This is a genomic window from Streptomyces sp. ADI95-16 (genome assembly GCF_003721495.1).
GTDB lineage: Bacteria > Actinomycetota > Actinomycetes > Streptomycetales > Streptomycetaceae > Streptomyces > Streptomyces goshikiensis.
Window position 1 is genome coordinate 5528682 of the sequence record NZ_CP033581.1, and the last position, 23211, is coordinate 5551892.

The following is a 23211-nucleotide window of genomic DNA, read 5'->3' on the forward strand; positions in this document are numbered from 1 at the left end:
TTGCCGTACCTATGCGCCACGCTGAAGGAGCCCGCGGTGAGTGCTGACCCGACGACGGTGCTCGCCTTCGAGACCGATTGCCACATCTTCGACGGTTGTGGCTTCCCGGCTCCCGGCCTGCACTCGTTCCTGTTCCAGCCGATCTTCGGCGACGGTGACAGCAACATCTACTTCAACAAGACGATGCTGCTGGCCCTGCTCGGCTCGGTCATCATCGTCGGCTTCTTCTGGATGGCCTTCCGCAAGCCGAAGGTCGTCCCGGGCAAGCTGCAGATGGTGGCCGAAGCCGGCTACGACTTCGTGCGCCGCGGCATCGTGTACGAGACGCTGGGCAAGAAGGAGGGCGAGAAGTACGTCCCCTTCATGGTCTCGCTGTTCTTCTTCGTCTGGATGCTGAACCTCTGGTCGATCATCCCCGTGGCCCAGTTCCCGGTGACGGCGATCTTCTCGTACCCGGTCGCGCTCGCCGCGATCGTCTACGTGATCTGGATGAGCGTCACGTTCAAGCGCCACGGATTCGTCGGCGGCCTGAAGAACCTCTCCGGCTACGACAAGTCGCTCGGCGCGGTCCTTCCGCTGGTCATGGTCATCGAGTTCTTCTCGAACGTCCTCGTCCGGCCCTTCACCCACGCGGTCCGACTGTTCGCGAACATGTTCGCCGGTCACACCCTGCTGCTGCTGTTCACCATCGCCAGCTGGTACCTGCTGAACGGGATCGGCATCGCTTACGCGGGCGTCTCGTTCGTCATGGTCATCGTGATGACCGCGTTCGAGCTCTTCATCCAGGCTGTCCAGGCGTACGTCTTCGTCCTCCTGGCCTGCAGCTTCCTGCAGGGTGCGCTCGCCGAGCAGCACTGAGCTCAGCCCGCTCCTGCAAACCCCCCGAATCGTCCGGTGGCCAACCCCCACCGGTCCATGAAAGAGAAGGAAGAACTGGCATGTCCCAGATCCTCGCTGCCACCGAAGGCGTCACCGGCTCCCTCAGCTCCGTTGGTTACGGCCTCGCGGCGATTGGCCCCGGCGTCGGCGTCGGCATCATCTTCGGTAACGGTACGCAGGCTCTTGCCCGTCAGCCCGAGGCTGCCGGTCTGATCCGCGCCAACCAGATCCTCGGCTTCGCCTTCTGTGAGGCGCTCGCCCTCATCGGTCTGGTCATGCCGTTCGTCTACTAAGACGAACCCAACGACTAGTCCGAATCGACGAAAGGCACTGATGTGAACCTCCTGGTTCTCGCGGCCGAGACGGAAAACCCGCTCGTCCCGCCGATCCCCGAGCTCGTCATCGGTCTGATCGCCTTCGTCATCGTCTTCGGTTTCCTGGCGAAGAAGCTCCTCCCGAACATCAACAAGGTTCTGGAAGAGCGTCGCGAGCAGATCGAGGGCGGTATCGAGAAGGCTGAGGCCGCTCAGACCGAGGCCCAGAGCGTCCTGGAGCAGTACAAGGCCCAGCTCGCCGAAGCCCGGCACGAGGCCGCGCGCCTGCGCCAGGAAGCGCTGGAGCAGGGCACTGCGCTCAAGGAAGAACTGCGCGCAGAGGGCCAGCGGCAGCGTGAGGAGATCATCGCTGCCGGCCACACCCAGATCGAGGCCGACCGCAAGGCCGCCTCTCAGGCGCTGCGTCAGGACGTTGGCAAGCTCGCCACCGACCTGGCCGGAAAGCTCGTCGGCGAGTCCCTTGAGGACGCCGCCCGGCAGAGCCGCACCATCGACCGTTTCCTCAGCGAGCTTGAGGAGAAGGCCGAGGCGGCCCGATGAACGGAGCGAGCCGCGAGGCGCTGGCCTCCGCGCGCGAGCGTCTCGACGCGCTGACGGACAACACGTCCGTCGACGCGACGAAGCTCGCCGGTGAGCTGGCTGCCGTCACCGCGCTGCTCGACCGTGAGGTCTCGCTGCGTCGGGTCATCACGGACCCGGCGCAGTCCGGCGAGGCCAAGGCCGAGCTGGTCGGTCGACTGCTGGCGACCCAGGTGGGCGGGGAAGCCCTCGACCTGGTGTCCGGCATGGCCCGGTCCCGCTGGTCGCAGTCCCGCGACCTGGTGGACTCGCTGGAGGAGCTGGCGAACACCGCCGACCTCACGGCGGCCCAGCAGGCCGGCGCGCTCGACGACGTCGAGGACGAGCTGTTCCGGTTCGCCCGGATCGTCGTCTCGAACACCGGGCTGCGCTCCGCGCTGACCGACCGCGCGGCCACCGCCTCCGCCAAGAGCGAGCTGCTGCGCAGCCTGCTCGGCGGCAAGGCGAGCGCCGTCACCGAGCGTCTGGTCACGCGTCTTGTCACCCACCCGCGTGGACGTAGCCTGGAAGCGGGACTGGAGTCCCTTTCCGTGCTCGCCGCGGAGCGCCGCAACCGCATGGTCGCCGTCGTGACCAGCGCGGTTCCGCTCAGCGACGTGCAGAAGCAGCGTCTCGGCGCGGTGCTGGCCAAGCTGTACGGGCGCCAGATGCACCTGAATCTCGACGTGGACCCCGCGGTCCTCGGCGGGATCTCGGTGCGGGTCGGTGACGAGGTCATCGACGGCACCATCGCGGACCGCCTCGCCGAGGCGTCCCGCCGCATGGCCGGCTGACCAGCCAGCAACAGAACAAAAGCATTCCTAGCGGCCCGGTTGGGCCGTGCAGAACTTGCAGAAGATTCCTGGGGGTCACCCCCAGACCCCTAAGAAGCTTCAGGCCCAACAAGGAGAGCAGGGAACCCAGATGGCGGAGCTCACGATCCGGCCGGAGGAGATCCGGGACGCACTGGAGAACTTTGTCCAGTCGTACCAGCCGGACGCGGCCTCGCGCGAGGAGGTCGGAACGGTCAGCGTTGCCGGCGACGGCATCGCGAAGGTGGAGGGCCTGCCCTCCGCCATGGCGAACGAGCTGCTGAAGTTCGAGGACGGCACCCTCGGTCTCGCCCTCAACCTCGAGGAGCGCGAGATCGGTGCGGTCGTCCTCGGCGAGTTCAGCGGCATCGAGGAGGGCCAGCCGGTGCAGCGCACCGGTGAGGTGCTCTCCGTCGGCGTCGGCGAGGGTTACCTCGGCCGCGTTGTCGACCCGCTCGGCAACCCGATCGACGGCCTCGGCGAGATCGCGACCGAGGGCCGCCGCGCCCTTGAGCTGCAGGCCCCCGGCGTCATGGTCCGCAAGTCGGTCCACGAGCCGATGCAGACCGGTTACAAGGCCATCGACGCGATGGTGCCGATCGGCCGTGGCCAGCGTCAGCTGATCATCGGTGACCGTCAGACCGGCAAGACCGCTCTGGCCGTCGACACGATCATCAACCAGCGCGACAACTGGCGCTCGGGCGACGTGAACAAGCAGGTCCGCTGCATCTACGTCGCCATCGGCCAGAAGGGCTCGACCATCGCGTCCGTTCGCGGCGCCCTGGAAGACGCCGGCGCGCTGGAGTACACGACGATCGTCGCCGCCCCGGCGTCCGACCCGGCCGGCTTCAAGTACCTGGCGCCGTACACCGGTTCCGCCATCGGCCAGCACTGGATGTACGCCGGCAAGCACGTCCTGATCATCTTCGACGACCTGTCGAAGCAGGCCGACGCCTACCGCGCCGTGTCGCTGCTGCTGCGCCGCCCGCCGGGCCGTGAGGCCTACCCGGGTGACGTCTTCTACCTGCACTCCCGTCTGCTGGAGCGCTGCGCGAAGCTCTCCGACGACATGGGCGCCGGTTCGATGACCGGTCTGCCGATCGTCGAGACCAAGGCGAACGACGTGTCGGCGTTCATCCCGACCAACGTCATCTCCATCACCGACGGCCAGTGCTTCCTGGAGTCCGACCTGTTCAACGCGGGCCAGCGCCCGGCGCTGAACGTCGGTATCTCGGTCTCCCGCGTCGGTGGCTCCGCCCAGCACAAGGCGATGAAGCAGGTTTCCGGCCGTCTGCGCCTGGACCTCGCCCAGTACCGTGAGCTGGAGGCGTTCGCCGCCTTCGGTTCCGACCTGGACGCCGCTTCGAAGGCCTCGCTGGAGCGCGGCAAGCGCCTGGTCGAGCTGCTGAAGCAGGGCCAGTACCAGCCGATGCCCGTCGAAGAGCAGGTCGTCTCCGTCTGGGCCGGTACCACCGGCAAGATGGACGACGTCCCGGTCAACGACATCCGTCGCTTCGAGTCGGAGCTTCTGGAGCACCTGCGCCGCGAGCGCAAGGACCTCCTGACCTCCATCTCCGACGGCGGCAAGATGTCGGACGACACGCTGGGCTCCATCGCTGACGCCATCGCTGCCTTCAAGCAGCAGTTCGAGACCTCGGACGGCAAGCTCCTGGGCGAGGACGCGCCGGCCGTCAACGTCTCCAAGTGACGACGGAAGGGACCTGACTCATGGGAGCGCAGCTCCGGGTCTACAAGCGTCGCATCCGTGCCGTCACGGCGACCAAGAAGATCACCAAGGCGATGGAGATGATCGCCGCCTCGCGCATCGTCAAGGCGCAGCGCAAGGTGGCGGCATCGATGCCGTACGCGACCGAGCTCACCCGTGCGGTGACCGCGGTGGCGACCGGTTCGAACACCAAGCACGCCCTGACCACGGAGGTCGAGGCGCCGGTGCGCGCCGCGATCGTGCTCATCACGAGCGACCGCGGTCTGGCCGGCGGCTACTCCTCGAATGCCATCAAGCAGGCGGAGCGGCTCACCGAGCGGCTGCGCGGCGAGGGCAAGGAGGTCGACACGTACATCGTCGGCCGTAAGGGCGTGGCCTACTTCGGCTTCCGCGAGCGCAAGGTCGCGGAGTCGTGGACCGGCTTCACCGACAGCCCGGCCTACGCCGATGCCAAGCGTGTCGCGGTGCCGCTGATCGAGGCCATCCAGCAGGACACGGCCGAGGGCGGCGTCGACGAGCTGCACATCGTCTACACGGAATTCGTGTCGATGATGACGCAGAGCGCGGTGGACGGCCGGATGCTGCCGCTCAGCCTCGACCAGGCTCAGGAAGAGGACGGCACGAAGGGCGAGATCCTTCCGCTGTTCGACTTCGAGCCGTCGGCGGAGGACGTCCTCGACGCCCTGCTGCCGCGCTACGTCGAGAGCCGCATCTACAACGCACTGCTGCAGTCGGCCGCTTCCGAGCACGCCGCCCGCCGCCGCGCGATGAAGTCGGCGACCGACAACGCCGGAGACCTCATCAAGAGCCTCTCCCGGCTTGCCAACGCGGCCCGCCAGGCCGAAATCACCCAGGAAATCAGCGAGATCGTCGGTGGCGCCAGCGCCATGGCTGACGCGACCGCGGGGAGTGACAAGTAATGACGACCACTGTTGAGACGGCCGCCGCCACGGGCCGCGTCGCCCGGGTCATCGGCCCGGTCGTCGACGTGGAGTTCCCCGTCGACGCCATGCCGGAGATCTACAACGCGCTGAAGGTCCAGGTCGCCGACCCGGCCGAGGACGGCGCGCTGAAGACCCTGACCCTTGAGGTCGCGCAGCACCTGGGTGACGGCCTCGTCCGTACCATCTCGATGCAGCCGACCGACGGTCTGGTCCGCCAGGCCGCGGTGACGGACACGGGCGAGGGCATCACCGTCCCCGTCGGTGACTTCACCAAGGGCAAGGTGTTCAACACCCTCGGTGAGGTGCTGAACTACCCGGAGGAGAACGCCAACGTCACCGAGCGCTGGCCGATCCACCGCAAGGCGCCCCGCTTCGACGAGCTTGAGTCGAAGACGGAGATGTTCGAGACCGGCGTCAAGGTCATCGACCTTCTCACCCCGTACGTCAAGGGTGGAAAGATCGGTCTGTTCGGTGGTGCCGGTGTCGGCAAGACCGTTCTGATCCAGGAAATGATCTACCGCGTCGCCAACAACCACGACGGTGTGTCGGTCTTCGCGGGCGTCGGTGAGCGTACCCGTGAGGGCAACGACCTCATCGAGGAAATGGCCGACTCGGGCGTCATCGACAAGACGGCGCTTGTCTTCGGCCAGATGGACGAGCCCCCGGGCACCCGTCTGCGCGTCGCCCTGGCCGGTCTGACCATGGCGGAGTACTTCCGCGATGTGCAGAAGCAGGACGTGCTCTTCTTCATCGACAACATCTTCCGTTACACCCAGGCGGGTTCCGAGGTCTCCACGCTGCTCGGCCGCATGCCGTCCGCGGTGGGTTACCAGCCGAACCTGGCTGACGAGATGGGTCTGCTGCAGGAGCGCATCACCTCGACCCGCGGTCACTCGATCACCTCGATGCAGGCGATCTACGTCCCCGCGGACGACCTGACCGACCCGGCGCCGGCCACCACCTTCGCCCACCTCGACGCGACGACGGTTCTTTCCCGTCCGATCTCCGAGAAGGGCATCTACCCGGCCGTGGACCCGCTGGACTCGACGTCCCGCATCCTCGACCCGCGGTACATCGCGGCGGACCACTACGCCACGGCGATGCGCGTCAAGGGGATCCTCCAGAAGTACAAGGACCTCCAGGACATCATCGCGATCCTCGGTATCGACGAGCTGGGCGAGGAGGACAAGCTCGTTGTCCACCGTGCCCGTCGCGTCGAGCGCTTCCTGTCGCAGAACACCCACGTGGCGAAGCAGTTCACCGGCGTGGACGGTTCGGACGTTCCGCTGGAGGAGTCGATCGTGGCGTTCAACGCGATCTGCGATGGCGACTACGACCACTTCCCCGAGCAGGCGTTCTTCCTGTGCGGTGGCATCGAGGACCTGAAGGCGAACGCCAAGGAGCTGGGCGTCTCCTGATCCGGCGCGCTCCGCGAGGGGCGCATCCGGTTCACATGTTTCACGGAGAGGGGCGGGTGCGTCCCGTCCCTCTCCACCCGCCCATTAGAATTTGACCCAACACCCGGCTGACCCGCCGGGTGGTGACCCGAGGAGCCACCTTGGCTGCTGAGCTGCACGTCGAGCTGGTCGCGGCGGACCGCAATGTCTGGTCCGGCGAGGCCACCCTTGTTGTCGCCCGCACCACGTCCGGCGACATCGGCGTCATGCCCGGTCACCAGCCGCTTCTCGGTGTGCTGGAATCGGGCCCGGTGACCATCCGTACCAGCGAGGGCAACACTGTCGTCGCCGCGGTGCACGGCGGTTTCATCTCGTTCGCGGACAACAAGCTGTCCCTGCTGGCCGAGATCGCCGAGCTCGCGGACGAGATTGACGTCCAGCGGGCGGAGCGGGCACTGGAGCGCGCGAAGTCGGAGGCCGACGCGGCCGCCGAGCGTCGCGCCGATGTCCGTCTGCGCGCGGTTACGGGGCACTGAACCCCGTACCGAAGAGTGTGCGTCCTCAGCCGCGGTCCGTTCCGGAATTTTCCGGAGCGGGTCGCGGCTGAGGCGATGCAGGTGCTTTTTTTGTCTGCTGTTTTCGATGAGCGAGGAGGTCGGTGAAGATGCTCCTCGCTCTGCTTGTGAGCGGCCTGGTCGTAGCCCTGGTGGTGATCGGGCTCTTTGTGTTCGGTCTGCGCCGCAGGCTCATCCAGCGGTCCGGCGGTACCTTCGACTGCAGCCTGCGCTGGGGCGTGTCCGAGGAACCCGACGTGTCCGGCAAGGGCTGGGTGTACGGGGTGGCCCGCTACAGCGGTGACCGCATCGAGTGGTTCCGCGTCTTCAGCTATGCTCCGCGGCCGCGCCGGCTGCTGGAGCGTTCCTCCATCGAGGTGGTCTCCCGCCGCGCCCCGGAGGGCGAGGAGGAGCTGGCCCTGCTGTCCGATGCCGTCGTGCTCGGCGCTCTCCACCGGGGGACGCGCCTGGAGCTGGCGATGAGCGAGGACGCGCTGACCGGATTCCTCGCCTGGCTGGAGGCCGCGCCTCCCGGGCAACGCGTGAACGTGGCCTGAGCGGCTGAGCGGCTGAGCGGCTGAGCGGCTGAGCGGTCTGAGCCGGCCGAAGCCGGGGAGACGGGGGCGGACCCGTCTCCCCGGCTTCGTCGTTCACCGGGTCCGGTGCGCGGGGGCTACTGGAGCCCGGCGTGGATGGCGCTCGCGAGTTCGCCGCCCGCGGTGTCGCCGCTGAACTCCCAGAAGAAGGCGCCCCGCAGGCCCTGCTGCTTCGTCCAGGTCATCTTCGCGGCGACCGTGGCGGGGGTGTCGTAGCTCCACCAGTTGCTGCCGCACTTGGCGTAGGCCGTGCCGGCGATGGTGCCGGTGCTCGGGCAGCTGGTCTTGAGCACCTTGTAGTCCTCGATGCCCTGCTCGTACGTGCCGGGCGCCGGGCCGGTGGCCGTGCCGCCGGGGGCCGCCTGGGTGACGCCGGTCCAGCCGCGTCCGTAGAAGCCGATGCCGAGGTTCAGCTTCGAGCCGGCGATGCCCTTGCCCTTCAGCTTGGTGATGGCGGCCTCGGTGTTGAAGCCGTCCTGGGGGATGCCGGCGTAGGCGGTGAGCGGGGAGTGCGGGGCGGTCGGGCCCTGCGCCGCCCAGGCGCCGAAGAAGTCGTACGTCATGACGTTGTAGAAGTCGACGTACTGGGCCGCGCCCGCGTAGTCGGCCGCGTCCAGCTTGCCCCCGTTCGAGCCGTCGGCGGAGATGGCGGCGGTGACCAGGTTGTTCGCGCCGAACTTGGCGCGCACGGCCTGCATCACGTTCTTGAGGCTGGCCGCCCCGCTGGTGTCACAGGTCAGGCCGCAGGCGTTCGGGTACTCCCAGTCCAGGTCGATCCCGTCGAAGACGTCGGCCCAGCGCGGGTCCTCGACCAGGTCGTAGCAGGACTGGGCGAAGGCGGTGGGGTTCTGGGCGGCCTGGCCGAAGCCGCCGGACCAGGTCCAGCCGCCGAAGGACCACAGCACCTTGAGGTTCGGGTACTGCTTCTTCAGCTTGCGCAATTGGTTGAAGTTGCCGCGCAGCGGCTGGTCCCAGGTGTCGGCGACGCCGTCGACGCTCTGGTCGGCGGTGTAGGCCTTGTCGTAGTCGGCGTAGGAGTCGCCGATGGTGCACTTGCCGTTCTGGACGTTGCCGAAGGCGTAGTTGATGTGGGTGATCTTCGCGGCGGAGCCGGAGGTGACCAGGTTCTTCACGTGGTAGTTGCGCTGGTAGACGCCCCAGTTGGTGAAGTAGCCGAGCTTGACCTTGCCGCCCGGGTCCGGCGGGACTGTGCCGCCAGGGGTGGTCACCGACAGGGAGCCCGAGGAGGGCCCGGTCTGGTCGGCGGTGTCCCGGGCGGTGACGGTGTAGTTGTACGTGGTGCCCTTGGTGAGGCCGGAGTCGCCGTAGCTGGTGCCGGTCACCGTCGTCAGCTTGGTGCCGCCCCGGTAGACGTCGTAGTTCTTGACGCCCTTGTCGTCGGTGGCCGCCGGCCAGTTCAGGGTCAGCGAGGTCTCGGTGACGTTGCTCGCGGTGGGGGTGCCGGGTGCGGAGGGCGGGGTGTCGCCGGGCTGGCTGCCGCCGTCGCACGGGGCGCCGTTGATCTTGCAGCCGCCGGGGGCGCCGGGGCCGGCGCCGTTGAAGCCGAAGCTGACGCTGGCACCGGGGGACAGGGTGCCGTTCCAGCCGACGTTCTTGCCGGTCCAGTGGGTGCCCGAGCTGGTGACGGTGGCGTCCCAGGCCGAGGTGACACCGGTGCCGGACGGGTAGTCCCACTCGACGGTCCAGCTGCTGATGCCGGTGGTGCCGGTGTTCTTGACCGTCCACTTGCCCTCGAAGCCGGAGCCCCAGTCGGAGACCTTCGTGTACGTCGCCGTCGCGGAGGTCGCGGCCTCGGCGGGACCGGCGAGGGCCACCAGTCCGGCGATCGGCAGGGCGAAGGCGGCCAGGGTCGCGGCCACCCTCCTGAACAGTCGAACGCGTTGCGGGGGTGCTGTGCTCAAGGGTGCTCCTCCGTAGGTCCGTCGCGGTCGTGGGGACGACCGCGGCATGGGGGTGGGACCTGCGCCGCCCGTGAGCACGCTTGTCATGGCACGCTCACCACAGTGTTTCGGCGAGCGTAGAAAGGTCTGGACCAAGCGTCAAGAGGTCCAGACCTATGGGGCGGGAGAGTCGCCGCCCGCCTCCGGGATCCCCAACTCCCGCGCCAGTACGGCAGCTTGGGCCCGGCTGCGCAGCTCCAACTTTCCCAGCACCCTGCTGACGTGCGTCTTCACCGTGCCCTCCGCCAGTTCCAGCCGCCCCGCGATCTCCGCGTTCGACAACCCCTCGCCCAGGCGGCCGAGCACCTCCCGCTCCCGCCGGGTCAGCGAGGCCACCGCCGCGGCCGTCTCCGGCGGCACGGCCGGACGCGGCGGACGCGGCGCCGCGAACTCCGCGATCAGCCGCCGGGTCACCGCCGGGGCGATCAGACCCTCCCCGCGCCCGACCGTCCGTACCGCCTCGATCAGCTCCGCCGCCTCCGCGTTCTTCAGCAGGAAGCCCGCCGCCCCGGCGCGCAGCGCCCCGAAGACGTACTCGTCCAGGTCGAAGGTGGTCAGCACCAGGACGTCGGCCAGACCCTCCGCGACCACCTGACGGGTGGCCGAGACCCCGTCGAGCCTCGGCATCCGCACGTCCATGAGGACCAGATCCGGCCGCAGCTCGCGGGCCAGGCGCACCGCCTCCTCGCCGTCGGCGGCCTCCCCCGCCACCTCGATGTCGCCCGCGCTGCCCAGGATCAGCACCAGGCCCGCCCGTACCGCGCTCTGGTCCTCGGCCACCAGGACCCTGACCTTGCCGCCGACGCCCCGCGTACCCCGCGTGTCCTGCCGCTGGTTCATTCCGCCACCACCCTCTCCTCGGCGGGCAGTGAGGCCTCCACCCGCCACACCGGTCCCGCCGCGCCCGCGCCGAACTGCCCGCCGAGCAACTCGGCGCGCTCCCGCATGCCGACCAGACCCGCCCCGGAGCCGGGGACGCGCGGGCCCGGCCGGTCCCCGTACGGCGAGTCCACCCGTACGGTCAGCCGCCCGTCGGCGCGCGCCAGCTCGACCCGGACCGTGCCCGGGGCCGCGTGCTTGAGGGCGTTGGTCAGCGATTCCTGCACGATCCGGTACGCCGCCAGTTCCACCGGCGTCGGCAGCGGCTCCCCGGGCGGCCTGCGGTCGTCCAGTACGAAGTGCAGCCCGTTGCCGGGGCCGTTCGTACGGGCGCGGCCGATCAGGCTGTCGAGCCCGTCCAGCGAGGGCACGGCGACGGCTTCCTGCCCGGCCCCGGCGTCCCGCAGCAGTCCGATCAACCGGCGCATTTCGGCCAGCCCCTGCACGCTGTTCTCGCGGATCACCCCGAGCGCGTCGCGGCTCGTCGCGGGGGAGTCGATGGACAGCGCGGCGGTGGAGTGCAGGGCGATGGCCGACAGGTGGTTCGCCACCATGTCGTGCAGCTCCCGCGCCATCCGGGCCCGCTCGGCGACCACCGCCTGGGCCCGGTCCATCTCCGCCAGCAGCGCGGTCTGCTCGGCGCGCAGCCGGGCGGCCTCGGCGGCCTCGCGGTGATTGCGCAGGGTGGCGCCGGTCAGGGCCGGGCCGAAGGTCAGGACACCGGTGACCACGCCGATCACCAGGGCCTGCGGGGTGCGCAGCCAGGCCACGCCCGCGATCGTGACGGCGACGGTGAGCATCCCGGTGGAGATCGGCAGCCGGCGGGCCAGCGCGGGCTTCCCGTAGACGACGGCCGCGTAGACCAGGTCGGTGAAGATCAGGAGGGTGGCCAGATTTCCCACCGTGAACCGGTCGAAGACCAGCCCCGCGACGGCGACGGGCAGGGTCACCGCGGGCGCGGTGCGGCGCAGCAGCTCCATCGCGCCGAGGACCAGGAGCGGGACGAGGGCCACCCAGGCGGGGAGGTGCCGGTTGCCGGTGCTGTGGACGCCGAGGGACCAGAGCAGCGTGCCCGCGAGCACGCTGGACACGGCGAGGAGGACGTCGTCGCGGTGGGGGCGCGGGCTCTCGGGGATCACGGTCCCATCCAACAGGGTGCGGGGCGGCGCGGCCTCGCCGCCGGGGCGGAGACGGGAGCGCGCCGCGGTACATCGAAGGGTGCAGTCACGGTTCGTCACTGGTGAGGAGGGTTCGGGCCGGACCGGACGGGAGCCTGGGAGGAGGAACACGGATCACGGAACACAGATCCCCGAACGGACGGAGAGACCCGTGCTCGTCGCGCTGATCGTCACCTGTGAGGTCGGCTTCTGGGTGCTGCTGGCCGGCGGACTCGCCCTGCGCTACCTCGCGAAGATGCCGGGGCTGGGCGCGGCGGTGCTGCTGTGCGAGCCGCTGCTGGAGCTGGTGCTGCTGGTGGTCACCACCCTGGACCTCAAGAACGGCGGGGAGCCGAGCTGGAAGCACGGCCTCGCCGCGCTCTACATCGGCTACACCGTCGGTTTCGGCCACTACACCGTGAAGTGGCTCGACGCCCACGCCGCGTACCGGTTGGCGGGCGGTCCGAAGCCGGCCGGCGCCGGGTACGGCAAGGCGCGGGCCGTCCACGAGTGGAAGCTGTGGGTCCGGACCGTGCTCGCCGCGGCCGTCGCGCTGGGGCTGCTCCAGATCGCGATCCGGTACGTCGGCGACGCGGCCGACACGGGCTCGCTCCAGGCCTGGCAGTACGGCGCGCTGCGGGTGGTGGCCATCCACGGGGTCATCGCGGCGACGTACTCGATCTGGCCGCGCAAGGCCCCGGCGGGCGCGCGGCAGCGGGACCGCGCCGACGAGCCGATGAAGCGGTAGCCGGGCCTCAGCGCTCGCCGCCCGGGACCCAGAGGACGTCGCCGACCTCCTTGTTGGCCGTCCGGGCCAGGATGCTGTGCCAGCCCGGGGGACGACCCCCGGACCCCCGGGTGGGCGGGGTGGCGGGCCTCAGCGCTCGCCGCCCGGGACCCAGAGGACGTCGCCGACCTCCTTGTTGGCCGTCCGGGCCAGGATGCTGTGCCAGCCCGGGGGACGACCCCCGGACCCCCGGGTGGGCGGGGTGGCGGGTCTCAGCGCTCGCCGCCCGGGACCCAGAGGACGTCGCCGACCTCCTTGTTGGCCGTCCGGGCCAGGATGCTGTGCCAGCCCGGGGGACGACCCCCGGACCCCCGGGTGGGCGGGGTGGCGGGCCTCAGCGCTCGCCGCCCGGGACCCAGAGGACGTCGCCGACCTCCTTGTTGGCCGTCCGGGCCAGGATGAACAGGAGGTCGGACAGCCGGTTCAGGTAGGTCGCGGTCAGCGGGTTCATCACCTCGCCGTGCGCCTCCAGCGCCGCCCACGTCGAGCGCTCGGCCCGCCGGACCACCGTGCAGGCCTGGTGCAGCAGGGCCGCGCCGGGCGTTCCGCCGGGGAGGATGAAGCTGCGCAGCTTCTCCAGCTCCTCGTTGAAGCGGTCGCAGTCCGCCTCCAGCTTGTCCACGTAGAACTGCTCCACGCGCAGCGGCGGGTACTCCGGGTTCTCCACCACCGGGGTGCACAGGTCCGCGCCGACGTCGAACAGGTCGTTCTGCACCCGGACCAGGACCTTGACCACATCGGCCGGCAGCGCGCCGAGCGCGACCGCGGTCCCGATGGCCGCGTTGGCCTCGTTGGCGTCGGCGTAGGCGGAGATCCGCAGGTCGGTCTTGGCCGTACGGCTCATGTCGCCGAGCGCGGTCGTGCCCTTGTCGCCGGTACGGGTGTAGATGCGCGTGAGGTTCACCATGCGGCCAGCGTAGTGAGGCCCACCACGAAACCGCACGCGGTGCCACCTTTCCCGGGGCCGCCGGACGGCTCGGGCAGCGCGGGGCGGCGGTGCGGGAAGCCGGGCTATTGGGGGCGATCGGGGCGGGGTTGGCGGGCGGGAGGCGCCGAGTCGTATCAGTGTGATGTCCGTCATCTGAGACGTGACGCGTGTTACTTCAGGGTCACACCGCCGCCCCCGGGCGCTAGTCTCCGGCCGAGAGGCTACGAGACTGGGCCGTTTTGAAGAACGTGGGGTGTGCAGTGGCTGGGAAGCTCGCCGTCATCGGTGCCGGACTGATGGGTTCCGGGATCGCGCAGGTCTCCGCTCAGGCGGGTTGGGACGTCGTGCTGCGCGATGTCACCGACGCCGCGCTGACCCGGGGCACGGACGGAATCAAGGCCTCGTACGACAAGTTCGTCTCCAAGGGCAGGATGACGGCCGAGGACGCCGAGGCCGCGCTCGCCCGGATCTCCACGACCACCGACCTCGACGCCGTCTCCGACGTCGACATCGTCGTCGAGGCCGTCTTCGAGAAGCTTGAGGTCAAGCACGAGATCTTCCGCGCGCTCGACAAGCTCGTCCGCGAGGACGCGATCCTCGCCTCCAACACCTCCGCCATCCCGATCACCAAGATCGCGGCCGTGACGGAGCGTCCGGAGCGGGTCGTCGGCGCGCACTTCTTCTCGCCCGTCCCGATGATGCAGCTGTGCGAGCTGGTGCGCGGCTACAAGACGAGCGACGAAACCCTCGCCACCACCCGGGCGTTCGCCGAGTCCGTCGGCAAGACCTGCATCGTCGTCAACCGCGACGTCGCCGGCTTCGTGACGACCCGTCTGATCTCCGCGCTGGTCGTCGAGGCCGCGAAGCTGTACGAATCGGGCGTCGCCTCCGCCGAGGACATCGACATCGCCTGCAAGCTGGGCTTCGGTCACGCGATGGGCCCGCTGGCCACCGCCGACCTCACCGGCGTCGACATCCTGCTGCACGCCACCAGCAACATCTACACCGAGTCGCAGGACGAGAAGTTCGCGCCGCCGGAGCTCATGCGCCGCATGGTCGACGCGGGCGACATCGGCCGCAAGAGCGGCCAGGGCTTCTACAAGCACTGAGCACCAGTTCGAACCCCCGCACCCCATGGGGTGAATTAGGTATCGGTTCGCTCACGGTCGGCAACTTCACCACCCCGGTGGCAGTCAGTTGCAGTGAGAGTTGCCGACCACGGACCAATCGGACCATACGTACGCGGGACTGCCGGGAGTACACATGCACATCAGGGGCGACCACGCCGAACTCGCTGTCGGGGGCCGCCTCGACGTGCGCAGCGCGGCGGACGCCCGTACGGCCCTGCACAGCGCCCTCGACGACGGGCGCGGCGACCTCGTGCTGGACCTGACCGGGCTCGACTCCTGGGACGCGACCGGCCTCGGCGTGATCATGGGCGCCCACCGCAGGGCCGGCCGCACCGGCCGGCGCCTCGTCCTGCGCGGGGTGCCCCCGCAGATGCAGCGCCTCCTCGTCGCCACCCGGCTCCACCGCATCCTCGCGATCGAGGGCGGCCTGGAAGCGGAGTCCCTGCCGCGGGTGTGAGCACCGCGTGTTGCCTTGACTGCGGAAACGTAACGGAACGGTGGTGAAGGCCCCCCGGCGGTTCCGGCGCGACCGGGCACCGTCTAGGGTCGGGCGGAAAACCGGACCAGTAGCGACTGCGGCTGTGCGAGCGAAGGCCGGGCGAAACGACGGCGGCGACGCGATCGGCGCGATCGGGAGACTGGGTCATGGACCGTACACAGGGACAGGTCGATCCGGCGGAACCCTCCTCGGGGCCCGCGCGGGTGGTCACGCTGACGGCCGGTGACTTCACCCTCACGGTGAACCCCGTCGACGGCAGCGAGATCGAGCCGCTTCGGCCCGGCGCGGAACGCGCCCGTTCCCGCAGGCGCGACGCCGCCGGCCGCGCCGCGCGCGACACCGCCGCACGGCCGCCCGTACTCCCCGGAGCCCCCGCCTCCGCCCGGCTGACGGCGGCGCGCGAGGAGGAGCGGGAACGGCTCGTACGACTGCTCTCGCACGGGCGCTCCGTACGACTGACCGGACCCTCCGGTTCCGGTCGCTCCGGGCTCCTCGACGCGGTCGCCGCCGACTGCGCGGGCGTCGCACCCGACGGGGTCGTACGGCTCTCCGGGTACGGGCAGCAGCAGCCGGGCGAGCTGCTCCACGCGCTGTACGCCGCCGTGTACGAGGCACCCGACGAGCGGCCCGTACGGCCCGACCGGGAGGAACTGCTCGCCCGCGTACGGGAGATCGGGGCCGTCGTCCTCCTCGACGACCTGGAGATGGGCGGCGCCGCCCTCGACGAGCTGCTGCGCGCCACCCCCGAATGCGCCTACCTGCTGGCCGCCACCCCGGACACCAAGGCCCCCTCCGACGCCTCGCACCTGGAGGAGGTCTTCCTCGGGGGCCTCGGGCGGGCCGAATCCGTCGAGTTCCTGGAGGCCGGCGTCGGCCGGGCGCTGACGGAGGAGGAGACCGCCTGGGCGGGGGACCTGCGGTTCGCCTCGGAAGGGCTGCCGCTGCGCTTCGTCCAGGCGGCCGCGCTGCTGCGGCAGCGCGACGAACTCAACGGGACCCGCGGCGGCGACGAGGACGAGGAGCCCGGCGTCTTCGAGGAACGGCCGCGCGACGCGGCGTACGTGCCACTGCCGACGCTGGCCGAGGGCGCGGCCCCGGCCGAACTGCTGGCCTCGCGGGTGAGCGAGTCGGCGCGGGCGGTCCTGCGGATCGCGTGCGCGCTGGGCGGGGAGCTGCCGCACCACGCGCACCTGCCGGCGCTGGTGGGGGACACCCACGCCGACGCGGCGGTGGCGGAGCTGCTGGGCTGCGGGCTGCTGACCCCGGTCGGCACGCGGTACCGGCTGGCCTCGGGGGTCGCCCGGCAGCTGGAGGAGGTCGGCTACGGGGACCCGGCCGCCGAGGAGGCCCGTACGGCCGCCCGGCACTACGCCTGGTGGACCGGGCACGCCTCGGTGACGCCGGAGCGGATCGCGGCGGAGGCGGACGCGGTACTGGCGGCGCTGGCCGGCGCGGACGTGGTCGCGGCGGTGCTGCTGGCGCGGACGGCGGCCCCGGCGTTCGCGGCGTCGCTGCACTGGGAGGCCTGGGAGCGGGTCCTGCGGTCCGGGGCGGAGGCCGCGCGGAAGGCGGGGGAGGTCGCCGAGCAGGCGTACTTCCACCACGAGCTCGGCGTACTCGCGCTGTGCGAGGGACGGCTGGACCGGGCGCGGGCCGAGCTGGAGGCGTCGATCGGGCTGAAGGGAGCGCTGGCCGACAAGCGGGGGACCGTGGCGGGGCGGCGGGCGCTGGCACTGGTGACCGACCGGGAGGCGGCGGGGGCGGCGGCGGTGTCGCCGCCGCTGCGGTTGGCTCCGCCGGTGGGTGGGGCGGTGGCTGTGGCTGCGCCGGTGGGTGCGCCGGGGCCGTTGGCGGCGACGGTGCCGGTGGCTGCGGCGGGTCCGACGGTTCCGGTGGCTTTGGCCGCTCCGGTCGGGCCGAGGGCCTCGGAGGCCGTGACGGCCGTGGTGCCGGCACGGCGGGACGCGCCGGCGAACCTGGCGGAGGTGTTCGCGGAGCCCTTCCCGATGTCGCTGAAGCCGTCTCCGGCGCCGGCGCTGGCTCCGCCGGTCGCGCGGCCGGTGGCGGGCTCCCGGAAGCGGACGGTGCTGCTGGCGGCCGCCGGGGCGCTGACGGTCGCCGCGCTGGGCACGGTGGTGGCGCTGGCGGTGGGCTCCGGGGAAGAGGAGACGCCGGCCGGGCCGGGGCCGAAGGTGTCGTCGACGACGCCGGATGTTCCGGCGGCGGGAACGGATACGGCCGGCGAGCCGGGAGGGAACGATTCTGCGGGGGATCCGGCGGGTTCGGGTGCCGGTTCGGGTGCCGATGCGGGTGCGGTGACGGAGGCCGAGCCGGGGGCGGCGACACCGGGGGAGGGGGCGGGCGCTCCCATGCCGGGGGTCAGCCGGGGGCCCGGCGCGAAGCCGAGTGGTGGGGGGACGCCGTCGAGGAAGCCGCCGGTGGTGCCGCCGAAGACTTCGCCGGTGGCTTCGCCTCCGACGACCTCGACGTCGCCGAAGCCGTCCTCGTCGCCGAGTGCCAGCGTGACGCCGACTCCGACGCCGACCCCGACGACGTCGGCCTCGGCGTCGACCGTGACGGGTACCGGTACCGGTACGTAGCCCCCTGCGGCGCCGCCGCTCTCGGGGGCCGGCCCCCAGACTCCCGCGCCTCAAACGCCGGCGGGGCTGGAGGGGCTGGGGTGACACCGGCGGGGCTGGCGGGTGCGGCGCCGTTGCTGGGGGCCAGCCCCCAGACCCCCGCGCCTCAAACGCCGGCGGGGCTGGAGGGGCTGGGGTGACACCGGCGGGGCTGGCGGGTGCGGCGCCGTTGCTGGGGGCCGGCCCCCAGACTCCCGCGCCTCAAACGCCGGCGGGGCTGGAGGGGCTGGGGTGACACCGGCGGGGCTGGCGGGTGCGGCGCCGTTGCTGGGGGCCGGCCCCCAGACCCCCGCGCCTCAAACGCCGGCGGGGCTGGGGGGCTGGGGTGACACCGGCGGGGCTGGGGGTGGCAGCCGGGGTGGGTTAGAAGAGGCGGAGTTTGTCGTCTTCGATGCCGCGGAGGGCGTTGTAGTCCAGGACCACGCAGTCCATGCCGCGGTCCGTCGCGAGGACGCGGGCCTGGGGCTTGATCTCCTGGGCCGCGAAGACGCCGCGGACCGGGGCCAGGTGCGGGTCGCGGTTCAGGAGTTCCAGGTAGCGGGTCAGCTGCTCGACGCCGTCGATCTCGCCGCGCCGCTTGATCTCCACCGCCACCGTCGCGCCGGAGGCGTCCCGGCACAGGATGTCCACCGGGCCGATCGCCGTCATGTACTCGCGGCGGATCAGGGTGTAGCCCTCGCCCAGCGTGTCGATGCGGTCGGCCAGGAGCTCCTGGAGGTGCGCCTCGACGCCGTCCTTGATCAGGCCCGGGTCGATGCCCAGCTCGTGGGAGGAGTCGTGGAGGACTTCCTCCATGGTGATGATGAGCTTCTCGCCCGCCTTGTTGACGACCGTCCACACGCCGGCGTCGTCCCCGCTCCCCTCCTTGAGGGTGCACGGCGGCGACATCCAGTTGAGCGGTTTGTACGCCCGGTCGTCCGCATGGATCGAGACACTGCCGTCGGCCTTCACGAGGATCAGACGGGGTGCCGAGGGCAGATGGGCGGTGAGCCGGCCCGCGTAGTCGACGGAGCAGCGGGCGATGACGAGACGCATGGTCGGCAACGCTACTCGACCGATGGGCCTCCACGCGATTCGCCCCTGAAAGCCCCGTTCGCCGATGGCGCGTTGTATGCGCATTCTCCTGGTGCGGTACCCCCGGGGCGCCTACCGTGGTTAGCGGGAGGTCGTCGAGCGTGCACGCTGCGTCGCCGCCTCCTTCCCTGCCCGTAAGGCTCCGGCAATCCAACGGCCGGGGTCACGAGAGGAGAACCCATGTCGCTCGACGTCTCACCGGCCCTACTCGAACAGGCCGAGCGAGGCGAGGTCGACGAAGCCGCCTTCGTCGACTGCGTCCGGACCTCCCTGCCCTACGCATGGGAGATGGTCAGCTCGCTGGTGGCCCAGCTCAAGGTGGACGGCGGACAGTTCGCCGACAACCAGACGCCGCCGCCGGACGAGCAGGCGCGCGGGCAGCTGCTGCGCGCGCTCGCGAGTGACGCGATACGCGGTGCGCTCCAGCGGCACTTCGGAGTGCGCCTTGCCTTCCAGAACTGCCACCGGGTGGCGGTGTTCCCGCTGGACGCGGCGGTTGACGAGCGGCTGGCGAAGTTCACTTCGATCCGCGGCCAGCTGCTCAACCAGTCGCCCGAAATGCGGGACTGCTAGTCGGTCCAGTACCTCGCTGCCGCTCCGTATCGCGGGAGGTGCGTGTCTGATACCGGAGCGGCAGTCCCAGCTTCTCAGTGCCTCAGCCGAGGCGGGGGAGGACCTCGGCACCGAGGCGTCGTACGTTCTCCTCCGTCGCGGCGAGATCGCCGGAGCCCTCCGTGAGCAGGGCGAACCTGGTGATGCCCGTACGTTCGGAGGTGGCGGCCAGCCGGTCCGCCGCGAGCCGCGGAGTGCCGACGGGGTGCAGCCGGCACAGCAGCTCCGTGTAAGCGACCGGGTCGCGCATCGCGCGTTCCCGGTTGTCCACGGTGACATGGGCGTCCAGTCCCAGCCTGAACCAGCCCGGCATCGCCTTCAGCAGCGTCTCGCGGGCGTCCGCCGCCCGGTCCGCCAGCTGGCACAGACCCGCCGACACGTGCCCCGGATCGCGGACCAGGTCCTGCGGGTGGCCCGCCGCCAGGGCGGTCCGGCGCCACAGTGCGACCATGCCGGCCTTCTCCTCGTCCCCGCAGTGCATGCCGAGCAGCATCGGCAGTCCGCGCTCGGCGGCCAGCCGTACCGAGCCCGGCGAGGTGCACGCGACGATCACTTCCGGCCCACTCCCGTCACCGTCCAGCGCCTCCGACGGACGCGGTACGACGGCCACCTCGCGGAACCCGTGCCGCTCGCCGGCGGCCGCTACCCGGGGCTCGGCGAGCCAGCGCCGCAGCAGGTCCAGATCCTCCGGGAAGCCCGTCTCGTACGAGTCGAGGCCGCCGCCGAACACCTCCAGGTCCACCCACGGCCCGCCGCGGCCGACACCGAGGCTGAACCGGCCGCCCGACGTCAGGTGCAGCAGCGCCGCCTGCTCCCCGAGGGCCACCGGATGCGTGTTCGGGAGCACGCTCACGGCCGTCCCCACCCGGAGCCGCTTGGTCCGGCCCAGCAGCAGGGCCGCCAGGGTCACCGCCGAGGGGCACACCCCGTACGGGACGAAGTGGTGCTCGGCCAGCCAGACGGAGTCCAGCCCCGCCTCCTCGGCCACCTCCGTGGTCCGTACCGCCCGGTGTAGTGGCTCGCCCTGTCCCTGGCCGGGGAACTGGGCCGCCAGTACAAAAGCTCCTACACGCATCGCCTTAGCCTCCTCGCGGCTGACGCGGCCTCCCCCAGGTGGACCGGTTTCCTTACCGGCAACAACGTCTGACACGTGCCAAAGGCACGGCCTGACAGGAAAGTTATTGAGATTGTCGGGCCAGTTCCTCGCCCGCCCGCGCCTCCTTCAGCCACCCTGCGGGTACCCGGGCTCGCTGCGCGTAGTCTGGGAGAAAGTCACTGCCGTCCGCCCATTCGTGAGGTATACGTGTCACCGCGCCACAACCGCCCCAGGGGCGGCGGGAATCCAGCCGACCGTTCCGACTCCGGCTCCGGCCCGGGCTCGGGGCAGGGCGCGGCGGGCATCGACCGGTACGGCCTGGAGCGGACCGAGGACTACCAGGGCGAGGAGTGGAAGGTCCGGCACGTCGCGGGCGCCAGCGCGGCCGGCAAGCGCTACCGCTGCCCCGGCTGCGACCAGGAGATCCCCTCCGGCACCCCGCACCTGGTGGCCTGGCCCGAGTACGGCGGCGTCGACGACCGGCGGCACTGGCACAAGGCCTGCTGGAACGCGAAGGACCGCCGCACCACGCGGGTGCAGCGGTCCAGGAACGCGCCGAAGCACTGAGCGGAGCCCGGGAGCGGGCGAGCCGCGGCTAGACGTCCCGGCGGCCGACCACCACGTACGAGGCCGCCACCGCGGCGCCCGTCACCAGCAGGACCAGCGTCATCTGCGCCGTGTCGCCCGGTACCGCGCTCAGCCCGCCGTCGTTGCTCGTCAGGCCGAACAGCTGCAACAGCGCCACCGGGGCGTTGTACTGGAGCAGGGCCTCCCCGGCCGACTTGCCGGCCTCCCAGATGTTGAGCACCGCCCCTATCACCGGCGGCAGCGTGACGAGGCCGATCATCGTGGCGATCGCCCCGGCCGCGTGCCGCAGCAGCGCCCCGAGGGCGAGCGCGAGCACCCCGAGCAGGGTCACGTAGAGACAGCCGAGCAGGGCGCCCGTCCACTCCGATTCGCCGTGCCGGCCGGAACCGGCGCCGCTGTGCACGATGGTGGCCGCCAGCGTCACCACGAAGACCGAGGCGGCGGTGACCAGGAACGCGGTGAGCGAGAAGACGATGTACTTCGCGGTGAGCACCCGGTGCCGCTCGGGCGCGGCGGTGAAGGTGGTGCGGATCAGCCCCGTGCCGTGCTCCGAGGTCATGGTCAGCACCCCGAGGACCATCACCGAGAGCTGCCCGATGAGCAGGCCGAAGATCGCCGGGGTGGTGAAGGGGATCCTGTCGTAGTCCTCGTTGCCGGTCTGGATGATGAGCAGCAGCCCGATGCCGACGACGGTCGCCACGAGCAGGCCCAGCGTCCACATCGTGGAGCGGACCGAGATCATCTTGGTCCACTCCGAGGCCAGGGCGTGCCCCAGGTGCGGCCGGGGGGTGGGCAGCGGGGAGCTGTACCCCGCCTTCCCGTCCGCGGTCGTCGCGGTGCCGCTCGTCGTGGGGCCGCTCGTGGTGGGGCCGCTCGTCACGGGGCCGGTCGTCGGGAGGCCGGTCATCGGGAGTCCTCGGGCTGGTTCGGGGTGGTGTTCCCGGCGGCCGAGGCGAGCTCGCCCGGATCGCTCGGCATCAGGAAGGGCGCTCCGCCCGCTCCGGGCGGGGGAGGGGCGAAGAAGCCCGTACGCGGCACCTCGGGGGCCGCCGGGCCGTCCTCCCACTCCGGGACGGTCAGCGGCTCCGGCTCCCACAGCTCGGCCCGCGGGTCCTCGCTGGAGGTGTACTCGACGGAGGACTGCGTCATCCGCATGTACGCCTCCTCCAGCGAGGCCCGGTGCGGGGACAGCTCCCACAGCCGTACGCCGGCCTCGTGCGCGACGTCGGAGATGACGGGCAGCTCCAGGCCCGTCACCCGCAGCGCCCCGTCGGGCTCCTGGAGCACCCGGCCACCCGCCTTGGTCAGGGCGCTGCCCAGGGTGTTCCGGCCGTCGGCGCCGGTACCGGCCGCGCGCACGCGCGCGAATCCGGCCGAGTTCCGCGTGATGAAGTCCTGGGTGCCCATGTCGGCCAGCAGCCGGCCGCGGCCGATCACGATGAGGTGGTCGGCGGTCAGCGCCATCTCGCTCATCAGGTGCGAGGAGACGAAGACAGTCCGGCCCTCGGCGGCGAGCTGCCTCATCAGGTTCCGGACCCAGAGGATGCCCTCGGGGTCGAGGCCGTTGACCGGCTCGTCGAAGAGCAGCACCTGCGGGTCGCCGAGGAGCGCGGTGGCGATGCCGAGCCGCTGGCCCATGCCGAGCGAGAAGCCCTTCGCGCGCTGTCTGGCGACGTCCTGGAGGCCGACGACGCCCAGGACCTCGTCCACCCGCTTCTCGGGGATCCCGGAGAGCTGGGCGACCGACAGCAGGTGCGTGCGGGCCCGGCGGCCGCCGTGCACCGCCTTGGCGTCGAGCAGGGCCCCCACGTTGCGCTGGGCGTTCGGCAGGTCCCGGAACGGCATGCCGTTGATCGTGACGTGCCCGGAGGTGGGCCGGTCCAGCCCGAGGATCATGCGCATGGTGGTGGACTTCCCGGAGCCGTTGGGCCCCAGGAATCCGGTGACGTGACCAGGCCTGACCTGGAAGGACAGCTGGTCGACGGCGGTCTTCGCGCCGAAGCGCTTGGTCAGTCCGACTGCCTCGATCATTGTTCTGCCCCTTACCAGGCCGGGACGAC

General features: G+C 71.0%; 23 protein-coding genes and 3 pseudogenes. 15 read left to right on the top strand and 11 right to left on the bottom strand.

Going from position 1 to position 23211, the window contains the following annotated elements:
- Positions 1–21: 21 nt before the first annotated feature.
- The 9 genes from atpB (at position 22) to EES41_RS24915 (ending at position 7762) form a co-directional block, all read left to right on the top strand.
- Positions 22–858: a F0F1 ATP synthase subunit A gene (gene atpB, locus EES41_RS24875; RefSeq protein ID WP_164496125.1), complete on the top strand. Its 837-nt coding sequence runs from the start codon at positions 22–24 to the stop codon at positions 856–858.
- A gap of 80 nt (positions 859–938) precedes the next feature.
- On the top strand, positions 939–1172 hold the full coding sequence (gene atpE, locus EES41_RS24880; RefSeq protein WP_073773063.1) for an ATP synthase F0 subunit C: 234 nt from the start codon (positions 939–941) through the stop codon (positions 1170–1172).
- 42 nt (positions 1173–1214) lie between these two features.
- On the top strand, positions 1215–1754 hold the full coding sequence (locus EES41_RS24885; protein ID WP_123080384.1) for a F0F1 ATP synthase subunit B: 540 nt from the start codon (positions 1215–1217) through the stop codon (positions 1752–1754).
- Positions 1751–2566, top strand: a complete 816-nt coding sequence (locus EES41_RS24890) for a F0F1 ATP synthase subunit delta (RefSeq protein ID WP_123080385.1) — start codon at positions 1751–1753, stop codon at positions 2564–2566. Before EES41_RS24885 ends, EES41_RS24890 begins: the two co-directional genes overlap by 4 nt.
- A gap of 130 nt (positions 2567–2696) precedes the next feature.
- Positions 2697–4292: a F0F1 ATP synthase subunit alpha gene (gene atpA / locus EES41_RS24895; protein ID WP_008738181.1), complete on the top strand. Its 1596-nt coding sequence runs from the start codon at positions 2697–2699 to the stop codon at positions 4290–4292.
- A gap of 20 nt (positions 4293–4312) precedes the next feature.
- The gene (locus EES41_RS24900) at positions 4313–5230 is read left to right on the top strand and encodes a F0F1 ATP synthase subunit gamma (RefSeq protein ID WP_008738183.1); all 918 of its coding nucleotides are present in this window, start codon (positions 4313–4315) and stop codon (positions 5228–5230) included.
- Positions 5230–6672, top strand: a complete 1443-nt coding sequence (atpD, locus tag EES41_RS24905; protein ID WP_123080386.1) for a F0F1 ATP synthase subunit beta — start codon at positions 5230–5232, stop codon at positions 6670–6672. Before EES41_RS24900 ends, atpD begins: the two co-directional genes overlap by 1 nt.
- Before the next feature lie 140 nt (positions 6673–6812).
- Positions 6813–7187: a F0F1 ATP synthase subunit epsilon gene (locus tag EES41_RS24910; protein ID WP_008738187.1), complete on the top strand. Its 375-nt coding sequence runs from the start codon at positions 6813–6815 to the stop codon at positions 7185–7187.
- Between the two features lie 128 nt (positions 7188–7315).
- Positions 7316–7762, top strand: coding sequence for a DUF2550 domain-containing protein (locus EES41_RS24915; protein ID WP_037791323.1), 447 nt, complete (start codon positions 7316–7318; stop codon positions 7760–7762).
- A 116-nt stretch (positions 7763–7878) separates the two neighbouring features.
- Here the strand turns inward: EES41_RS24915 and EES41_RS24920 are convergent, their stop codons facing one another.
- The 3 genes from EES41_RS24920 to EES41_RS24930 form a co-directional block, all read right to left on the bottom strand.
- Positions 7879–9771 carry a glycoside hydrolase family 18 chitinase gene (locus EES41_RS24920; protein ID WP_174261838.1) on the bottom strand — a complete coding sequence of 631 codons (1893 nt, stop codon included), beginning with the start codon at positions 9769–9771 and terminating at the stop codon, positions 7879–7881.
- A 105-nt stretch (positions 9772–9876) separates the two neighbouring features.
- The gene (locus tag EES41_RS24925) at positions 9877–10602 is read right to left on the bottom strand and encodes a response regulator transcription factor (RefSeq protein WP_123080387.1); all 726 of its coding nucleotides are present in this window, start codon (positions 10600–10602) and stop codon (positions 9877–9879) included.
- A complete protein-coding gene (locus EES41_RS24930; protein WP_254211790.1) occupies positions 10599–11777 on the bottom strand; it encodes a sensor histidine kinase in 1179 nt (392 codons plus the stop codon). The genes EES41_RS24925 and EES41_RS24930 overlap by 4 nt, the downstream gene beginning before the upstream one ends.
- Before the next feature lie 193 nt (positions 11778–11970).
- Here EES41_RS24930 and EES41_RS24935 point away from each other — a divergent pair, with 193 nt between their 5' ends.
- A complete protein-coding gene (locus tag EES41_RS24935) occupies positions 11971–12546 on the top strand; it encodes a hypothetical protein (protein ID WP_123080389.1) in 576 nt (191 codons plus the stop codon).
- 7 nt (positions 12547–12553) lie between these two features.
- On the opposite strand, the pseudogene EES41_RS24940 reads toward EES41_RS24935, so the two are convergent.
- The 4 genes and pseudogenes from EES41_RS24940 to EES41_RS24945 form a co-directional block, all read right to left on the bottom strand.
- Positions 12554–12619 (bottom strand): annotated as a pseudogene (locus EES41_RS24940) (cob(I)yrinic acid a c-diamide adenosyltransferase); the annotation flags it as partial.
- Between the two features lie 56 nt (positions 12620–12675).
- Positions 12676–12741 (bottom strand): annotated as a pseudogene (locus tag EES41_RS42365) (cob(I)yrinic acid a c-diamide adenosyltransferase); the annotation flags it as partial.
- A gap of 56 nt (positions 12742–12797) precedes the next feature.
- Positions 12798–12863: pseudogene (locus tag EES41_RS42370) on the bottom strand (cob(I)yrinic acid a c-diamide adenosyltransferase); the annotation flags it as partial.
- Positions 12864–12919: 56 nt separating this feature from the next.
- The gene (locus EES41_RS24945; RefSeq protein ID WP_008738200.1) at positions 12920–13492 is read right to left on the bottom strand and encodes a cob(I)yrinic acid a,c-diamide adenosyltransferase; all 573 of its coding nucleotides are present in this window, start codon (positions 13490–13492) and stop codon (positions 12920–12922) included.
- A gap of 281 nt (positions 13493–13773) precedes the next feature.
- On the opposite strand from EES41_RS24945, the gene EES41_RS24950 reads away from it, so the two are divergent.
- From EES41_RS24950 to EES41_RS24960, 3 genes are all read left to right on the top strand, one after another.
- The gene (locus EES41_RS24950; protein ID WP_008738202.1) at positions 13774–14622 is read left to right on the top strand and encodes a 3-hydroxyacyl-CoA dehydrogenase family protein; all 849 of its coding nucleotides are present in this window, start codon (positions 13774–13776) and stop codon (positions 14620–14622) included.
- A 154-nt stretch (positions 14623–14776) separates the two neighbouring features.
- Positions 14777–15100, top strand: coding sequence for an STAS domain-containing protein (locus EES41_RS24955; protein ID WP_008738204.1), 324 nt, complete (start codon positions 14777–14779; stop codon positions 15098–15100).
- A 188-nt stretch (positions 15101–15288) separates the two neighbouring features.
- Entirely contained in the window at positions 15289–17742 is a 2454-nt protein-coding gene (locus EES41_RS24960; protein ID WP_123080390.1) for an ATP-binding protein, read from the top strand.
- Between the two features lie 402 nt (positions 17743–18144).
- On the opposite strand, the gene nucS is transcribed toward EES41_RS24960, so the two are convergent.
- Positions 18145–18816, bottom strand: a complete 672-nt coding sequence (gene nucS, locus EES41_RS24965) for an endonuclease NucS (RefSeq protein WP_037791281.1) — start codon at positions 18814–18816, stop codon at positions 18145–18147.
- Between the two features lie 219 nt (positions 18817–19035).
- Between nucS and EES41_RS24970 the strand changes: the two genes are divergently transcribed.
- Entirely contained in the window at positions 19036–19428 is a 393-nt protein-coding gene (locus EES41_RS24970; protein ID WP_123080391.1) for an SCO5389 family protein, read from the top strand.
- An 82-nt stretch (positions 19429–19510) separates the two neighbouring features.
- On the opposite strand, the gene EES41_RS24975 is transcribed toward EES41_RS24970, so the two are convergent.
- Complete coding sequence (locus EES41_RS24975) at positions 19511–20542, bottom strand: LLM class flavin-dependent oxidoreductase (RefSeq protein WP_123080392.1); 1032 nt, start codon at positions 20540–20542, stop codon at positions 19511–19513.
- A gap of 228 nt (positions 20543–20770) precedes the next feature.
- On the opposite strand from EES41_RS24975, the gene EES41_RS24980 reads away from it, so the two are divergent.
- Positions 20771–21130 (top strand): ATP/GTP-binding protein, encoded by a 360-nt coding sequence (locus EES41_RS24980; protein WP_123080393.1) that lies wholly within the window; start codon positions 20771–20773, stop codon positions 21128–21130.
- 28 nt (positions 21131–21158) lie between these two features.
- Here the strand turns inward: EES41_RS24980 and EES41_RS24985 are convergent, their stop codons facing one another.
- Complete coding sequence (locus EES41_RS24985; RefSeq protein ID WP_123080394.1) at positions 21159–22058, bottom strand: ABC transporter permease; 900 nt, start codon at positions 22056–22058, stop codon at positions 21159–21161.
- Positions 22055–23182, bottom strand: a complete 1128-nt coding sequence (locus EES41_RS24990; protein WP_250569015.1) for an ABC transporter ATP-binding protein — start codon at positions 23180–23182, stop codon at positions 22055–22057. Before EES41_RS24990 ends, EES41_RS24985 begins: the two co-directional genes overlap by 4 nt.
- Positions 23183–23211: the final 29 nt, after the last annotated feature.

What these genes read in the sequence shown, in the direction of transcription:
- EES41_RS24985 (WP_123080394.1), bottom strand. Translation starts at nt 22,058, where the DNA reads ATGACCGGCCTCCCGACGACCGGCCCCGTGACGAGCGGCCCCACCACG.
- atpA (WP_008738181.1), top strand. Translation starts at nt 2,697, where the DNA reads ATGGCGGAGCTCACGATCCGGCCGGAGGAGATCCGGGACGCACTGGAG.
- atpE (WP_073773063.1), top strand. Translation starts at nt 939, where the DNA reads ATGTCCCAGATCCTCGCTGCCACCGAAGGCGTCACCGGCTCCCTCAGC.
- EES41_RS24925 (WP_123080387.1), bottom strand. Translation starts at nt 10,602, where the DNA reads ATGAACCAGCGGCAGGACACGCGGGGTACGCGGGGCGTCGGCGGCAAG.
- EES41_RS24915 (WP_037791323.1), top strand. Translation starts at nt 7,316, where the DNA reads ATGCTCCTCGCTCTGCTTGTGAGCGGCCTGGTCGTAGCCCTGGTGGTG.
- EES41_RS24890 (WP_123080385.1), top strand. Translation starts at nt 1,751, where the DNA reads ATGAACGGAGCGAGCCGCGAGGCGCTGGCCTCCGCGCGCGAGCGTCTC.
- EES41_RS24970 (WP_123080391.1), top strand. Translation starts at nt 19,036, where the DNA reads ATGTCGCTCGACGTCTCACCGGCCCTACTCGAACAGGCCGAGCGAGGC.
- atpD (WP_123080386.1), top strand. Translation starts at nt 5,230, where the DNA reads ATGACGACCACTGTTGAGACGGCCGCCGCCACGGGCCGCGTCGCCCGG.
- EES41_RS24945 (WP_008738200.1), bottom strand. Translation starts at nt 13,492, where the DNA reads ATGGTGAACCTCACGCGCATCTACACCCGTACCGGCGACAAGGGCACG.
- EES41_RS24900 (WP_008738183.1), top strand. Translation starts at nt 4,313, where the DNA reads ATGGGAGCGCAGCTCCGGGTCTACAAGCGTCGCATCCGTGCCGTCACG.
- EES41_RS24920 (WP_174261838.1), bottom strand. Translation starts at nt 9,771, where the DNA reads ATGCCGCGGTCGTCCCCACGACCGCGACGGACCTACGGAGGAGCACCC.
- nucS (WP_037791281.1), bottom strand. Translation starts at nt 18,816, where the DNA reads ATGCGTCTCGTCATCGCCCGCTGCTCCGTCGACTACGCGGGCCGGCTC.
- EES41_RS24955 (WP_008738204.1), top strand. Translation starts at nt 14,777, where the DNA reads ATGCACATCAGGGGCGACCACGCCGAACTCGCTGTCGGGGGCCGCCTC.
- EES41_RS24960 (WP_123080390.1), top strand. Translation starts at nt 15,289, where the DNA reads ATGGACCGTACACAGGGACAGGTCGATCCGGCGGAACCCTCCTCGGGG.
- EES41_RS24975 (WP_123080392.1), bottom strand. Translation starts at nt 20,542, where the DNA reads ATGCGTGTAGGAGCTTTTGTACTGGCGGCCCAGTTCCCCGGCCAGGGA.
- EES41_RS24990 (WP_250569015.1), bottom strand. Translation starts at nt 23,182, where the DNA reads ATGATCGAGGCAGTCGGACTGACCAAGCGCTTCGGCGCGAAGACCGCC.